Source organism: Pigmentiphaga litoralis, from assembly GCF_014651835.1.
GTDB lineage: Bacteria > Pseudomonadota > Gammaproteobacteria > Burkholderiales > Burkholderiaceae_B > Pigmentiphaga > Pigmentiphaga litoralis.
Genome location: NZ_BMXQ01000001.1, coordinates 3,618,459 through 3,633,029 on the forward strand (window position 1 = coordinate 3,618,459; position 14,571 = coordinate 3,633,029).

15 protein-coding genes are annotated in these 14,571 nt (G+C 65.1%); 10 read left to right on the top strand and 5 right to left on the bottom strand.

Annotated elements, in window-relative coordinates:
* Positions 1-72: 72 nt before the first annotated feature.
* The gene (locus IE116_RS16525) at positions 73-981 is read right to left on the bottom strand and encodes an AraC family transcriptional regulator (protein WP_189614707.1); all 909 of its coding nucleotides are present in this window, start codon (positions 979-981) and stop codon (positions 73-75) included.
* Between the two features lie 457 nt (positions 982-1,438).
* Between IE116_RS16525 and IE116_RS16530 the strand changes: the two genes are divergently transcribed.
* From IE116_RS16530 to bfr, 3 genes are all read left to right on the top strand, one after another.
* Positions 1,439-2,212 carry an SDR family oxidoreductase gene (locus IE116_RS16530; protein ID WP_229828227.1) on the top strand — a complete coding sequence of 258 codons (774 nt, stop codon included), beginning with the start codon at positions 1,439-1,441 and terminating at the stop codon, positions 2,210-2,212.
* Positions 2,213-2,518: 306 nt separating this feature from the next.
* Positions 2,519-2,821, top strand: a complete 303-nt coding sequence (locus IE116_RS16535; protein WP_189614036.1) for a (2Fe-2S)-binding protein — start codon at positions 2,519-2,521, stop codon at positions 2,819-2,821.
* 166 nt (positions 2,822-2,987) lie between these two features.
* On the top strand, positions 2,988-3,467 hold the full coding sequence (bfr, locus tag IE116_RS16540; RefSeq protein WP_179582979.1) for a bacterioferritin: 480 nt from the start codon (positions 2,988-2,990) through the stop codon (positions 3,465-3,467).
* Between the two features lie 99 nt (positions 3,468-3,566).
* Here the strand turns inward: bfr and IE116_RS16545 are convergent, their stop codons facing one another.
* Entirely contained in the window at positions 3,567-4,262 is a 696-nt protein-coding gene (locus tag IE116_RS16545) for a hypothetical protein (protein ID WP_189614037.1), read from the bottom strand.
* Positions 4,263-4,333: 71 nt separating this feature from the next.
* Positions 4,334-5,959, bottom strand: coding sequence for a peptide chain release factor 3 (locus IE116_RS16550; protein WP_189614038.1), 1,626 nt, complete (start codon positions 5,957-5,959; stop codon positions 4,334-4,336).
* A 196-nt stretch (positions 5,960-6,155) separates the two neighbouring features.
* Between IE116_RS16550 and IE116_RS16555 the strand changes: the two genes are divergently transcribed.
* Complete coding sequence (locus IE116_RS16555) at positions 6,156-6,566, top strand: MbcA/ParS/Xre antitoxin family protein (RefSeq protein ID WP_373303048.1); 411 nt, start codon at positions 6,156-6,158, stop codon at positions 6,564-6,566.
* A complete protein-coding gene (locus IE116_RS16560) occupies positions 6,563-7,246 on the top strand; it encodes an RES family NAD+ phosphorylase (RefSeq protein WP_189614039.1) in 684 nt (227 codons plus the stop codon). Before IE116_RS16555 ends, IE116_RS16560 begins: the two co-directional genes overlap by 4 nt.
* 77 nt (positions 7,247-7,323) lie before the next feature.
* On the opposite strand, the gene otnI is transcribed toward IE116_RS16560, so the two are convergent.
* The gene (gene otnI / locus IE116_RS16565) at positions 7,324-8,145 is read right to left on the bottom strand and encodes a 2-oxo-tetronate isomerase (RefSeq protein ID WP_189614040.1); all 822 of its coding nucleotides are present in this window, start codon (positions 8,143-8,145) and stop codon (positions 7,324-7,326) included.
* A 164-nt stretch (positions 8,146-8,309) separates the two neighbouring features.
* The gene (locus IE116_RS16570) at positions 8,310-9,758 is read right to left on the bottom strand and encodes a DEAD/DEAH box helicase (RefSeq protein WP_189614709.1); all 1,449 of its coding nucleotides are present in this window, start codon (positions 9,756-9,758) and stop codon (positions 8,310-8,312) included.
* 381 nt (positions 9,759-10,139) lie between these two features.
* Here IE116_RS16570 and IE116_RS16575 point away from each other — a divergent pair, with 381 nt between their 5' ends.
* The 5 genes from IE116_RS16575 (at position 10,140) to IE116_RS16595 (ending at position 14,439) form a co-directional block, all read left to right on the top strand.
* Entirely contained in the window at positions 10,140-10,688 is a 549-nt protein-coding gene (locus tag IE116_RS16575) for a cupin domain-containing protein (RefSeq protein ID WP_179582960.1), read from the top strand.
* Positions 10,689-10,778: 90 nt separating this feature from the next.
* A complete protein-coding gene (locus tag IE116_RS16580; RefSeq protein ID WP_229828228.1) occupies positions 10,779-11,711 on the top strand; it encodes an alpha/beta fold hydrolase in 933 nt (310 codons plus the stop codon).
* Complete coding sequence (locus tag IE116_RS16585; RefSeq protein ID WP_189614041.1) at positions 11,708-12,559, top strand: IclR family transcriptional regulator; 852 nt, start codon at positions 11,708-11,710, stop codon at positions 12,557-12,559. Before IE116_RS16580 ends, IE116_RS16585 begins: the two co-directional genes overlap by 4 nt.
* A 47-nt stretch (positions 12,560-12,606) precedes the next feature.
* A complete protein-coding gene (locus IE116_RS16590) occupies positions 12,607-13,413 on the top strand; it encodes an aspartate dehydrogenase (RefSeq protein WP_189614042.1) in 807 nt (268 codons plus the stop codon).
* A 30-nt stretch (positions 13,414-13,443) separates the two neighbouring features.
* Positions 13,444-14,439, top strand: a complete 996-nt coding sequence (locus tag IE116_RS16595; RefSeq protein ID WP_189614043.1) for a Bug family tripartite tricarboxylate transporter substrate binding protein — start codon at positions 13,444-13,446, stop codon at positions 14,437-14,439.
* The last annotated feature ends 132 nt before the right edge of the window (positions 14,440-14,571 follow it).

Sequence of the window (14,571 nt, forward strand, 5' to 3'; positions counted from 1 at the left end):
CTGTTTGGCACCTCATGAAGTGGGAGAGATTGTGCCGCAAAGGGCGCTGCCGGGGTCTGTCCAAACGTAATGTCAATGCGCCGTCACATACCTTCCTTCGGACCTTGCCGGGGTCAATGCAAACAGCGTTTTCATATACCCGGCTTCTTCCACCGGACTGCGGCCGAAGAATCGTTTGAATTCCCGGCTGAACTGCGACGGGCTTTCGTAGCCGACGCGCGCCGAGGCCGCGGCGGCTGTCAGTCCTTGCCGAATCATGAGCAGCCGCGCCTGATGCAACCGCGTCGACTTCAGGTACTGAATGGGCGACGTATGCGTGACGGCCTTGAAGTGCGCGTGAAACGCCGGTCCGCTCATGCCGGCCTCGCGCGCCAGCTGCCCGACATCGAGCGACGACGCGTAGTCCGCATGGATGCGGCGTAGTGCCTTCGCGACCTTGCCGAACTGGCCCTGGCTCGTGAGCGCGGCACGCAGCGCCCCGCCCTGCTCGCCCATCAGTACCAGGTAGGCGACTTCTCTGACAATGGCGGGACCGAGCACCCGCGTTTCGACGGGAGAGTGCAGGGCTTCGAGGAGGCGCAGCGCCGCGGCCGCCAGCCTGTCGTCAAGCCGCGTCGCGACCATGCCGCGGGGCGCCTCGGCAATCGCCACGTCCGCATGTTCCAGCGTCAGCAACAGGTCGGACAACATGGCCAGGTCGATGCGCAGCGCGATGCCCAGCATGGGCTCGTCCACTGTCGCTTCGGTCTCGGTCGAAAACGGCAGGGGCACGGACAGCACCAGGTAATGCTGCGCGTCATACACGTACACCTGGTCCCCGAAAAAGCCGCGTTTGCGGCCCTGGCAGACGATGACGATGCTGGGTTCGTACAGCACGGGCGTGCGCCCCAGCGGCCCGTTGGCGCGCATGTAGCGCACGCTGTCCAGCGGCGACTGCGTGTAGCCCTCGGACGGCGCGAGTTCTTTCAGCAGGTCGATCATGCGTTGCTGACGGGTATGCGGCAGCGACGGCGAGGATGCAGGCTCGGGGTCGGGCACGCTGCCGGACACCGGCCTGGCTTCGCGCTCAGGCGGGTTCGGGGCCACGGGCTTCCGGACGTCGGACGAAGAGGTCATGGTGCATCTGCCAGGGGGTAGGGAGTGTGGTGGAGCGGCACGGGACGATCGTTGCTGCGTGACATCGCCGGACAGGTGCGCGGTACGTGCTGCCAAGCCGCCATGCTGCAATGCCGCCGAAATGGAAATGTGCCATGAATCCGCGCCAAATCGCCATACGGCCCGTGTGTCGAATAGCAATAGGCAAGACTCGCATAGCCCTGGCCATTCGCACAGGGGCGTGGCGAACCTAGCATGGAGGCCTGGGTGAACGGCGGGGTGCCGTTCTCCTCCTGCACCGGCTGTATGCCTGGCTGTATGCATCTAACCAAGGAACCGAACCATGACCTCGACCGCCACCACCACCCCTGTCCAGACCGCTATGGCACCCGATCGCAAGGTTGTCCTGATCACCGGCGCCAGCAGCGGAATTGGCGAAGCGACCGCACGCCGCCTGGCGCAAGCCGGCCACACGCTGGTGCTGGGCGCCCGCCGCGTCGACCGCCTGAACGCACTGGCCGAAGAACTGCGTGCCACCGGCGTATCGGTGCACATTCAGGCGCTGGACGTGACGCAGCTCGATAGCGTCCAGGCCTTTGCTACCGAGGCCCAGCGCCGCTTTGGCCGGATCGATGTGATCGTCAACAATGCAGGCGTGATGCCGCTGTCCCGCCTCGACGCACTCAAGATCGATGAATGGAATCGCATGATCGACGTCAACATCCGCGGCGTGCTGCATGGTATTGCAGCCGTCTTGCCCATCATGCAGGCGCAGCGCAGCGGCCACGTGATCAATGTGTCGTCGATCGGCGGCCACACGGTCAGCCCGACCGCGGCGGTGTACTGCGCGACCAAGTTCGCGGTGGCCGCGCTGTCGGAAGGACTGCGCCAGGAAGCCGGCGCCGACCTGCGCGTCACTGTCATTTCTCCCGGGGTGACGGAATCCGAATTGGCCGAAAGCATTTCGGACGAAGGCGGCCGCGAAGAAATGCGCACGTTCCGCCGCATCGCCATTCCTGCCGACGCCATTGCGCGCGCCATGGAATACGCGATCAACCAGCCGGCCGACGTGGACGTGAGCGAGATCATCGTTCGTCCGACTGCCAGCCCGTATTGAGCCACGCGGGTCCGCAAGATAAGGTGAAGGCTGCTGCCACGCCGCCCTCCCTGGTGCCCCGAACCGGTTCAAGGCACCGGGTGGGGCTGGCGCAACGCCCTGCCGGTGGCCGCCCGCTAGGCGATTTCCCCTAGAAAAGTGAGCCGTCACCCTCGGGAACGCGAGCATCTACGCGGGTCCCGCCCGCGTCCACCGTTGCATCTACGATGTAAGGCCACTTGCATTCACTCGAAAACTTATTAATAATTACTCTCATTCACATCGATAACGCGGCTGGTCCTGCCAGCCCCGCAACGGTAACGCCCTATGTACGTCTGTGTCTGCAATGCCATTACAGAACGTCAAGTCCGCGACAGCGTAGCTGCCGGCGCGAATACCCTGTCCGATCTGCAGTTCGATCTGGGCGTGGCCACGTGTTGCGGTTGCTGTGCCGACACGGCGCGGCAGTACCTGCCGGCTGGCGCGGGCGCATGCAATGCCGCGTTTGAAGCCGACATGGTCGTCGCAAATCGGCCAGCTCCCGACGTGGCGCCGGTTGCTGCTGCCCCGACGCGGTCCAGCGTCACCACGCGCCGGTTCCCGGTGCACCGCATTGCCAAGGCGGCCTGAACGTAGCCGTCCCTGCCCTCGCAGTTCTGCCAGGGTAGTTGAGACCTCGTCTCATATCCATTTCGCTTGTTAGTCGCGGTGCGAATCACCCGGTGACGTACGGTCGCCGGGTTTTTGCGTCTTCGGTGCTAACCTCTCGTTCTTCACGAATACTGCGGGGTGCATCATGAAAGGCGACAAGACCGTTATCCAACATCTGAACAAGCAGCTCACCAACGAGCTGACGGCGATCAACCAGTACTTCCTGCATGCCCGCATGTTGAACCACTGGGGTTTCGGCCGCCTGGGCAAGCACGAATACGACGAGTCGATCGGCGAAATGAAGCACGCCGACCTGCTGATCAAGCGTATTTTCATGCTGGATGGCCTGCCCAACCTGCAGGATCTGCACAAACTGTTGATCGGCGAAAACGTGCCGGAAATCCTGGACTGCGACCTGCAGCTGGAAACGCTGTCGCAGGCCACCGTCAAGGAAGCGATGGCTTACTGTGAAAGCGTCCGTGACTATGTCTCGCGCGACCTGTTCCAGAAGATCCTGGACGACACGGAAGAGCATATCGACTATCTGGAAACGCAGATCGGCCTGATCGACCAGGTCGGCATCCAGAACTACCTGCAATCGCAGATGGACGAACAGGGCGACTGATCCCTGTTACGTCGGCGGCAGCAGTCACGCGCAGTCGCCAGAAAAAACAAGGCCGCGATGCACAAGGTGCACGCGGCCTTTTTTTCGTTCAGGAACGCCTTAGTTGTTGCCCGTGCGCGGGCACTCGCCAATCTTGCCCCAGCCATCGTTGGGGCCGCAATGCCGCCACTTGGCCTGCTCGACACAGATCGCGCGGCTGACGAAACCCTGTTCCGAACAGCGTTGAAGATCGCTGCGCAGCGCCACGATCCAGCCTTCGGATCCCGAACCTGACGACGACGCTGCCGCAGCTGACGCGGGCATGGGGGTTGGCGGCGTCACCGGGCCCTGGGCGACGGGGGGCGACATGTCGGTGGCGTCGACGGTGGCGATCGGTGCCATGGGGGCCTGAGGGATGGACTGCACCACGACCGGCGGCGCCACGCTGGTCTTGTCTTCGTCGTATTGCTGCTGCAGCCTGGTCAGGTCGGGCGCCTGGGTCGACAGCACCGTGTCGCGCGGCGGCGTGCTCAGGGCGGACACCATCGGAATCGGCGCGGCCGGCTGCACGGGGCGGCGAGGAACGCCGCGGGTGCCGTCCAGACGGGGCTGCGGCGGCTCGGGAACAAACCGGCTGGCGTCGATCTGTGCGATCGGGGCTTCGGCGGAGCCGGGCCGGTTTTCGGGAATCGGCGCGCCCGCAGCGGTGACGATGTCGGCCGGTGCGTGCCACGACAACCATAGTCCCAGAAGGAAACCGGCCAGCACCACTGCGCCCAGACCGCCGAGCGCCATGTAGATGTGCTTGCGTTGCATGTCGTTCACCTCTTTCGATGGCGGGCGACGGGCAAGCCTGCCGTCGTCACGCCATCCTTCTAATCGGCCTCTCAGGCGAACGCGGAATCGCCCACCCGGGTCTTGAATACCTGGCCGCCGTGTTCGCGCAGCGCATGGAACTGCACCTTGGGATAGAGCTCTTGCGCCACCCGCAATTGTGCCGACGATCCCGACAGGAATGCGGGCGCATCGACCACGTCATAAGCGATGTTCTGGGCGTTGGCATCCATGAATTTCTTCAAATCCTTGGGGTCATCCGCCGTGATCCACCGCGCCAGCGAATATCGGGTCGACATCATCCGTGCAGCCACGCCATATTCGCTTTTCAAGCGATGCGCGACCACTTCAAATTGCAACTGCCCGACAGCGCCCAACAACAACGCGCCGCCGGCAACAGGTTTGAACACCTGGATTGCGCCTTCTTCGCCCAACTGCGTCAAACCGATGCGCAATTGTTTGGTCCGCAGGGGGTCCGCGACTTCTACGGCCTGAAACAACTCCGGCGCGAAGAAGGGCAGACCAGTGAAGGTCAGGGTCTCGCCTTCGGTCAGGACATCGCCCAAATGGAGGACGCCGTGGTTAGGAATGCCGATGATATCGCCCGCAAAGGCCTCTTCGAGCAGTTCGCGCCGCTGCGACAGGAATGACACCACGTTATTCGGGCGGGTTTCCTTGCCGGTGCGGCTGACCTTCAGGCGCATGCCGCGCTCGAAGCGTCCGGAACACACGCGCACGAAGGCGACGCGGTCGCGGTGGGCCGGGTCCATATTGGCCTGCACCTTGAACACAACGCCGCTGAACTTGGCTTCATCGGGAATGACTTCGCGTTCGAGCGCATGACGCGGACCCGGAGAAGGCGCCAGATCGACCAGCGCGTCCAAAATTTCGTGCACGCCGAAGTTGTTGATGGCCGATCCGAAAAACACCGGCGTCTGGCGTGCGTCAAGAAACGCGGCCTTGTCGAACGGCTGGGAGGCCGACGAGATCAATTCGATTTCGTCTTTGGCCTGCGACCACGCCGAGTTGAAACGCTGCGCGATTTCCGGATTGTCGATGCCGTCGATGACGTCTTCGTCTTTTTGCGCAATACGGTCGCTACCGGGGCGAAACACCCGCATGCGGTCACGGCGGATGTCGAACACGCCGCCGAAGGACTTGCCCATGCCGACCGGCCACGAGAACGGCACGGCATCCATGCCGATGTGCGATTCGATTTCGGCCAGCAGGTCCAGTGGCTCGCGCACTTCGCGGTCCATCTTGTTCACGAAGGTGATGATGGGCGTGTTGCGCGCGCGGCAGACCTGCAGCAGGCGGATCGTTTGCGGTTCGATACCGTTGGCGGCGTCGATCACCATCAGCGCCGCGTCGACGGCCGTCAGCACCCGATAGGTGTCTTCGGAAAAGTCCTGGTGACCCGGGGTGTCGAGCAGGTTGATCACGGTGTCGCGATATTCGACCTGCATGACGGACGACGCGACCGAGATGCCGCGTTGTTTTTCGATTTCCATCCAGTCGGACGACGCGTGGCGTGATGCCTTGCGCGCCTTGACGCTACCGGCGATCTGGATCGCGCCGGCGAACAGCAACAGCTTTTCGGTCAGCGTGGTCTTGCCCGCGTCGGGGTGGGAAATGATGGCGAAGGTGCGTCGCCGGGCGACTTCATTGGAGAGGCTCATTTGGTATCCATTTTACCCTGCCCACGCTCGCCTCGTCCGAACGGACCGGGGAGGTGGCCTTCCCACGGGAGCGGGCACTGTGGCGGCCACCACACCATTATTCTCAAGTGAGACTGATATTTGATTTTTGTCTCGAATAAGAATATGCTGAGGGCGTTCATGAATCGGCCGATTGATCCCCGGCTCACCTTTAGTGATCGCCATGCCTGCCATCGCCCCCAAGCCCGCCGCTCTTGACACCCTGCCCGCTTCGGCCGCGGCGCTGCGTACCTTCCTGCGTATTGCCGACGCCTGGCAGCTGGATCCGGACGCGTCCGCGACCCTGCTGGGCGTGCCGCGCTCGACGCTGTACCGGTGGAAAAAAGACGGCCCGCCGGCGCCCCTGCCGCGCGACACCCTGGAACGCCTGTCCTTGATTTTCGGGATCTACAAGGCGCTGCAGGTGCTGCTGCCTGAACCTGAACGTGCCGACGCGTGGCTGCGCCGGCCGAACACCGCGCCGCTGTTCAGCGGCAGCCCGGCGCTGGACCGGCTGCTCAGTGGCATGACAAGTGATCTGTATGTGGTCCGCGCCTATCTGGACGCGCAACGCGGGGGCTGGACATGACCGTCAAGACCACCCGTATCCGGTGGACCTGCCATCGACTGGTCCCCAGCCGTTTTCCGCCCACCAGCCTGTACGACCGCGTGGCCGACCCGGCCGACCTGGACATTATTTTTGCGATCGAAAACCTGACCAATCCCCGGGTGCGGGACGAAGTGGGCGCGCTGCAACTGGTGCCGGCGGCCGACCGGGTGAGCGGTGAAGGCACCACACCGATCATGGCGGCGTTCACCCATCTGAATCCGGCGGGAAGCCGCTTTACCGATGGTTCGTGGGGCGTGTATTACGCCGGCGAGTCGCTCGAAACCGCGATTGCCGAAACCATGTACCACCGCGCCCGCTTCCTGGCCGCGACCAGCGAACCGGCCATGGAAATCGACATGCGCCATTACCTGGCGAACCTGTCGGCGTCCCTGCACGACGTGCGGGGCAAGCAGGCGGAATTGCCCGGCCTGTACGACCCCGTGAATTATTCGGTGGCTCAGCGTTTTGCGCGTACGCTGCGCACCGACAACAGCTGGGGCATCGTGTACGACAGCGTGCGGCGGCCCGAAGGCCAGTGCGTCGCCGTGTTCCGGCCCAAGGCCCTGGCGAACTGCCGCCAGTCGCAGCACGTGGCCTTTGTGTGGGACGGCAGCAAGATGAGCGGCTGGTATTCGAAGTCGGCGATCACGCCGGTGTAATGCCGATGCGGCCGGCACCGCCCTGGCCGCCGATACACGCAGGATCAATCGGCAGGCGTCGGCAACAGCGTTCGACATCAACCCGTTCGTTTCAGCCAGGGCCGCACCCACCCCAACCCCCGCGTCGTCCCCCCGGTTTCCGCTCCATACCGCGGCCGGTATTCGGCGCCGATCCAGCCGTCCCATCCGCACTCGGCCGACAGGGTGTCGATCACCTCGAACAGGTGCGCGTAATTGACTTCGCCCTGATCCGGTTCATGCCGGTCGGGCACGCCTGCGATCTGCAGGTGTCCCACGCGGCCGGTCGGCAGCAGGGCGCGCAGGCGCGTGGTCAGGTCGCCTTCCATGATCTGGCAGTGGTACAGGTCCATCTGCACGCGCAGGTGGGGGGAATCGATATCGGACACAATGCCGTGGGCTTCGGCCTGGCGATTGAGCAGGTAGCCGGGCATGTCGCGGGTGTTGATCGGTTCGATCAGCAGCGTGCGGCCCGCCGTGCGCGCCTGGTCGGCAGCCCACGCCAGGTTTTCTCGATAGGTGTCGAGACACAGGGACCGGTCGATGCCGGCCGGGGCGACGCCCGCCATCACATGGATACGCGGGCAAGCGAACGCTTCGGCATAGGTCAGGGCCGCATCGATGCTGCCGCGAAAGTCGTCCTGCCGGCCGGGCAAGGCGGCCAGGCCGCGTTCACCCGCGACCCAATCGCCCGGCGGCGCGTTCATCAACACGTTCGTCAGGCTGGCATCCTGCAGGCGCAAGGCCAGCGCGGCCTGTGGCCAGTCATAGGGGAACATGAATTCGACCGCCTCGAATCCGTCGTGCGCCGCCGCGGCGAAACGGTCGGGAAAGGCGTGCTCGGCATACATCATGGACAGGTTGGCGGCAAAGCGGGGCATGGGCGGTCCTGGTATGCGCATCGGGGATCGATCCGCAGCACGATAGCCGATTGCAGACGGACCGCGGCCAAGACACCCGCCCAAATACAAACAGGCCGCAATCGCGGCCTGTTTTTCTACACCCTGACGACCACCGCTACCACGATGCCGTCACCCCTTGCGCATTACCGCGAGGGCGTCTTGCTGAACAGCGCCGGGCGGCGTGCGGCCGCGGCGTTGCCGTTGGCATTGCGCGGCGCCTGGCCTTGCGGCGCACGGGCCGGCTGGGCCGACGGGCTGCGCGAGGGCGCAACGCCATTGCCGCCGCGTGGAGCAGCGCCCGACGCGTTGCGCGGCGCGCCGCTGGGTGCGCCCGAGCGCGAGCCGCCCGGTGCACCCGAACGACCGCCTGGCGCGCCGCTGCGCGACGAACCACCCGATGGACGGCCATGACGCTGGCCTTGCGGACGCGGGGGACGCTCGTCGTTGTCGGGGGCGCCGACCACGAATTCGGGAAGGTCCATGCGGTCGATCTTGCGCTTGATCAGGCGTTCGATGTCGGCCAGGAACTTGCCTTCTTCACCGTTATCCACCAGCGACACGGCAGCGCCCGACGAACCGGCGCGGCCGGTACGGCCGATGCGGTGCACGTAGTCTTCCGGCACGTTGGGCAGTTCGAAGTTGACCACCTGCGGCAGCTGGTCGATGTCCAGGCCACGCGCAGCGATGTCGGTCGCGACCAGCACCGTGACATTGCCTTCCTTGAAGCCGGCCAGCGCCTTGGTGCGCGCCGACTGGCTCTTGTTGCCGTGGATGGCGGCGGCGGTAATGCCGTCTTTCGCCAGCTTTTCGGCCAGGCGGTTGGCGCCGTGCTTGGTGCGCGTGAACACCAGCACCTGTTCCCACTTGTGGGTGCGGATCAGGTGGCTGAGCAGGTCGCGCTTCTGTTCCTTCGGCACCATCAACACGCTTTGTTCGACCAGTTCGGTCGTGGTGTTGCGGCGAGCGACCGACACTTCGCCAGCGTTGTGCAACACACCCTTGGCCAGGGTGCGGATCTCGTCCGAGAACGTGGCCGAGAACAGCAGCGTCTGACGCTGCTTGGGCAGGTGCTGCAGGATCTTGCGGATGTCGCGGATGAAGCCCATGTCGAGCATGCGGTCGGCTTCGTCCAGCACCAGGATTTCGACGCCCGACAGGTCCAGCGTGCGCTGGCCGACGTGATCGAGCAGGCGGCCGGGCGTGGCCACCAGGATGTCGAGCGGCTTGCGCAGCGCCGAGATCTGCGGATTGATGTTGACGCCGCCGAACATGACCATCGAGGTCAGGGGCAGGTACTTGCCGTAGGTCTTGACCGACTCTTCGACCTGCGCGGTGAGTTCACGCGTGGGCGTCAGGATCAGGCAGCGCGGACGGCCCGGCTTGACGTTGGCGGGCTTGCGGGTGGACAGCAGGTGCAGGATGGGCAGCGTGAAGCCGGCCGTCTTGCCGGTACCGGTCTGCGCGGCCGCGAGCAGGTCGCCGCCTTGCAGCACCTGGGGGATGGCCTGGGCCTGGATCGGGGTCGGGCTGGTATAGCCCGCTTCGGTAATCGCGCGCAGCAGCGAGTCGGCCAATCCGAGATCGGCAAACATGATGTCTGTTGTGTTCAAAGCAACTCCAGCGACAGCCGGTCGCTTGACGAGGCAAGCGACTCCAATCAAGGCAGCCGGAAGGGGAATAGGGAGGTGAGCCAGTGGAGGCGCCGACCGTGTGGGTGAACCGCGGGGAAAGATGACCGCCGGGGTGACCACAGCCGTGGCGAAACTGGAAGCTCGTATGCGGATTGGAGCCGCATGCCGTTCTGACCATTGTACCTGGGAACGCTTTTTAAGTGTTTACCCTAGTGACTTGGACAGGGGACGGCAGTATATTCAGCACTGTTGTTTCACTATTAAATCCGTGTTTTACATATAAAACACGTGGCGCGGGTTAGCCGCTGCGCCTCACAGTACTCATACCCCTTGGAGAACACCATGACGGACATGTCGGAACAAGGCCAGGTCGCCAGCACGCTGACCCAGCCGGAAGGCACGGATTTCGCATCCTGGATGAACTCGCGCGTTGCGCGGTTCTCGACGCGCAAATATGACTGGGACGCGCTCAAGTTCCAGGCCGACTTCGATCCCAAGTACCGCCGGGCGCAAATGCGCTACGTGGGCACGGGCGGCACCGGCGTGGCCGCCGACGCCAACACCGTGCCGTCGGAACATTTCACGTTCTCGACCATGGTGATCCCGGCCGGCCATGAAGGCCCTTCGCATATCCATACCGACGTCGAAGAAATCTTTTTCGTGATCCGCGGCAAGCTGAAGGTCGTGCTGGAAAAGGACGGCGAGCGCTTCGAAACCATCCTGACCGACCGTGACCTCGTGTCCGTGCCGCCAGGCGTGTATCGCGAAGAAATCAACATTGGCGACGAAGATGCCCTGATGTGCGTGATGCTCGGCGCCAAGAAGCCGGTCACCCCGACGTATCCGCCCGAGCACCCGCTCGCGGCCATCAAGCGCAACCTGGGCAAGTAATCCACTGCCCGTTGCGTGCCGCCAGTCACTTGCCATCCGCAAGTTGCTGGCAGCTGTCCATCCCGCGCGAAACCTCATCAGGAATACGCTGTGTCGAACGCCGCCCAGAATGACGCCCAGAAGCCGGGACCTGCCGGTAGTCCCCCCGCGCCAGGCCTGCCCTCGCGCGAGACCCTGGATCTGCTCGACAACCGCTTTCCGGAACGTTCCGTGGTCACCGCCGGCGGCACGCTCTGTTATAGAGAGGCGGGAACATTGAGCGCGGACGGCACGGCGATCGTTCTGCTACACGGCATCGGTTCGGGCGCCGGCTCGTGGCTGCGCGCCGCGGTGGGGCTGTCGGACACGACCCGCGTGATTGCGTGGGACGCGCCGGGGTATGGGGCATCGACACCGCTGTCGCCCGCCGCCCCTGTCGCCGCGGACTACGCGGCGCAGGTGCACGCGCTGCTGCAGGCGCTGAAGGTGGACCGCTGCATTCTGGCGGGCCATTCCCTTGGCGCCATCATGGCCAGTTGTTACGCCCACGGCCTGGGCAAGGACATCGTAAAAAGCCTGGTGTTGCTGAGCCCCGCGTGGGGCTATGGCAATCCGGCCATGGCCGAGCGCCAGCCGGTGGTGCGCAGCGAAAGGCTGCGCGCGCTGGATGAGCTTGGCATCGAACAGATGGCGCTCAAACGCGCCAACAAGATGCTTTCGCCAGCGCAGGAACCCGAGGCGCTGGCCTGGGTGCGCTGGAACATGGAACGGCTGAACCTGGCCGGCTACCGCCAGGCCGTCGAGCTGCTGTGCGGCGACGACATCGGCCGCTACACCGACCTGCCCGCCGGCCTGCCGGTGCAGGTGCATTCCGGTGACGAAGACAGCGTGACGCCGCCTGCCGGCTGCCGCGCCATTGCCGACCAGTTCGGCGCACCGTACGCGGGCATTGCGCGGTCGGGCCACGCCTGCCACATCGAGCGGCCCGAGGCGGTTGCCGCGATCCTGGGCCAGGCGTTTGCCGACCTGCAGGCCCGGCCATGACCGAACAATCGCTGCACGTCGAATCCCTGCCGGGCGACAACGGCGCGGACGACAGTACCGACGACACCGCCAACGCCGACCGCTATATCGTTCCGGGACTGGAACGCGGCCTGCGCCTGCTGTGCCAGTTCAGCCGCCAGGAAAAGACCCTGTCGGCGCCGGAATTTGCGCGCCGGCTGGGCCTGCCCCGCTCCACCATTTTCCGCCTGCTCACGACCCTGGAAAGCCTGGGCTTCGTGGAACGCGCCGAAGGCGGCCGCAGCTATCGCCTGGGCATGGCGGTATTGAGCCTCGGCTTCGAATATCTTGCCTCGCTGGAACTGACCGAGCTGGGCACGCCGTTGCTGCAGCGGCTGCGCGACGACATCGGCTATTCGTGCAACCTGGTGGTGCGCGACGCGCGGTCGATTGTGTACGTGGCCAAGGTGTCGGCGCCCACCCTCTTCCCCAGCGCGGTCAGTCTGGGTACCCGCCTGCCCGCCCATGCCACCGTGCTGGGCCGCGTGGCCTTGTGGGACCTGACGCTGGCCGAACTGCGCGACCTGTACCGCTCCGACGAACTGGAGCAGTTTTCGCCCAGCACGCCCACCACGGTGTCGGCGCTGCATGACCTGCTGCAGCAGGACCGCCGCCAAGGCTATGCGATGGGATCGGGCTTCTACGAGCCCAGCATTACCAGTATCGGCGCACCCGTGCGCAACCACAGCGGCCAGATCATCGCCGCCATGGGCGCCGCGCTGCCGTCGGCCCGCGTCGAACAGGGCCGCCTGACCGAACTGATCCAGAAAGTGCGCGGCACCGCCGACGACCTGTCGCGGCTGCTGGATTACTCGCCGCACCCCAATTAGCCTTACCCCTTGTAGCGGACAGCCGTCGCTGTCCAGGAGCCCTGACCATGTTGAAAGTCGCGATGATCGGATGCGGTGCCATCGGCACCAGCGTCCTCGAAATCCTGAAAAATGACGCCGAGATCTCGGTCTCGTGTGTGATCGTGGGCGAAGCGTTCCGCGCCGCCGCGCAGGACACCCTGGCGCGCGTGGCGCCCCAGGCCAAGGTCGTGACCCGTCTGGCCGAAGCCGGCGAGCGGCCGGATCTGCTGGTGGAGTGCGCCGGTCATAGCGCGCTGGCCGAGCACGTCATTCCGGCCTTGCAGCAGGGCATTCCTTGCGTCGTGGTGTCGATCGGCGCGCTGTCGGACACCGACATTGCCGCGAAGCTCGAAGTTGCCGCGCGGGAAGGCAAGACGCAGGTGCAATTGCTGTCGGGCGCCATCGGCGGGATCGACGCCCTGGCCGCAGCCCGGATCGGCGGTCTGGATTCCGTGGTCTACACGGGCCGCAAGCCTGCCAATGCCTGGAAGGACACGCCGGCTGACGGCGCTTTCGATCTGGACGCGCTGACCCAGCCCACCGTGATCTTTGAAGGCTCGGCCGGCGAAGCCGCCCGCCTGTATCCCAAGAACGCCAACGTGGCCGCGACCCTGTCGCTGGCTGGCGTAGGCCTGGACAAGACCCAGGTCCGCCTGATCGCCGATCCCACCAGCAAGGAAAACGTGCATCACGTGCAGGCCAGCGGCGCCTTCGGCAGCTTCGAACTGACCATGCGTGGCCGCCCGCTTGCCGCCAATCCCAAGACCTCTGCCCTGACGGTCTACAGCGTCGTGCGCGCCATCGGCAACATGGCCCACGCCGTCGCCATCTGATTTTTTTTGTCTGCCAGGAGTCTGTTTCCCATGTTTACCCGTCGCACTTTCGTTGCCGCCGTCGTCGCGGCCCTGGCCACCACCACCGTCCACGCCCAGCAGGGCGATGACGCCGCCGCCGTGACCGCGCTCAAGTCGGCGCCCTTCCGTGTCGTGGCGCCCTTCCCGCCCGGCGGTCCGATCGACGTGCTGGCGCGCATCTTCGCGACCGGTCTGCAGGCCAAATACGGCCAGAGCGCCGTGGTGGAGAACAAGCCGGGCGCCGCGGGCAACATCGGCATCGACATCGTCAAGCGCGCGGCGGGCGATGGTCACACGCTGCTGGTCGTGCCGGCCGGCAACATGACGATCAACCCGACGCTGCTCAAGGACCTGCCCTACAACGTCGAAGCGGACTTCCTGCCGATCGGCATGATCGCCAAGGCCCCGAACGTGATCGCGGTGAACCCGTCGGTGCCGGTCAAGTCGATTGCCGACCTGGTCACCTACAGCAAGGCCAACAAGGGCACCGTGTCGTACGGATCGCCCGGCGTGGGCAGCGGCCTGCACCTGGCCGGTGAACTGTTCAAGCAGGCCAGCGGCGCCGACATCCTGCACGTGCCGTACAAGGGCACGACCCAGGCGCTGAACGACGTGCTGGGCGGCCAGATCCAGGTCATTTTCGCGAACCTGCCGACCCTGATGCCGCACATCAAGTCCGGCAAGCTGCGCGCCCTGGCCGTGACCGACGCGACCCGCACCCCGCTCATGCCCGACCTGCCCACGCTGGGCGAGACGGGCATCAAGGGTGTGGAAGTGACGTCGTGGTATGGCCTCTTCGCCCCCAAGGCCACGCCGCCGGCGATTGCGGCGCAACTGGCACGTGACGTGACCGCGATCATGAGCGAACCCGCCACCCTGGATACGCTGACGGCGCAGGCCCTGAGCGTGTCGCCACTGCGCCTGAACGATTTCAGCCAGGCGATCCGTGTCGAGACGGCCACCTGGGCCAAGGTCATCAAGGAACGCAACATCACGGCGGAATAAACGGCCCTTTCCGTTCCGCTGCCAGCCGGCCCCGCGCGTCTCTCTCACGCGGGGGCCGGCTTTTTTACGTCGACCGTCCGGGCCGCCCCTATAACCAGCTGGCGATCTGATCGCCCGCAATGCAGCCGGGCA

Coding starts and splice junctions, on each gene's coding strand:
- IE116_RS16575 (WP_179582960.1), top strand. CDS start 10,140: ATGACGGACATGTCGGAACAAGGCCAGGTCGCCAGCACGCTGACCCAG.
- IE116_RS16535 (WP_189614036.1), top strand. CDS start 2,519: ATGTACGTCTGTGTCTGCAATGCCATTACAGAACGTCAAGTCCGCGAC.
- IE116_RS16550 (WP_189614038.1), bottom strand. CDS start 5,959: ATGAGCCTCTCCAATGAAGTCGCCCGGCGACGCACCTTCGCCATCATT.
- IE116_RS16545 (WP_189614037.1), bottom strand. CDS start 4,262: ATGCAACGCAAGCACATCTACATGGCGCTCGGCGGTCTGGGCGCAGTG.
- IE116_RS16585 (WP_189614041.1), top strand. CDS start 11,708: ATGACCGAACAATCGCTGCACGTCGAATCCCTGCCGGGCGACAACGGC.
- otnI (WP_189614040.1), bottom strand. CDS start 8,145: ATGCCCCGCTTTGCCGCCAACCTGTCCATGATGTATGCCGAGCACGCC.
- IE116_RS16560 (WP_189614039.1), top strand. CDS start 6,563: ATGACCGTCAAGACCACCCGTATCCGGTGGACCTGCCATCGACTGGTC.
- IE116_RS16570 (WP_189614709.1), bottom strand. CDS start 9,758: ATGTTTGCCGATCTCGGATTGGCCGACTCGCTGCTGCGCGCGATTACC.
- IE116_RS16595 (WP_189614043.1), top strand. CDS start 13,444: ATGTTTACCCGTCGCACTTTCGTTGCCGCCGTCGTCGCGGCCCTGGCC.
- IE116_RS16590 (WP_189614042.1), top strand. CDS start 12,607: ATGTTGAAAGTCGCGATGATCGGATGCGGTGCCATCGGCACCAGCGTC.
- IE116_RS16530 (WP_229828227.1), top strand. CDS start 1,439: ATGACCTCGACCGCCACCACCACCCCTGTCCAGACCGCTATGGCACCC.
- IE116_RS16525 (WP_189614707.1), bottom strand. CDS start 981: ATGATCGACCTGCTGAAAGAACTCGCGCCGTCCGAGGGCTACACGCAG.
- bfr (WP_179582979.1), top strand. CDS start 2,988: ATGAAAGGCGACAAGACCGTTATCCAACATCTGAACAAGCAGCTCACC.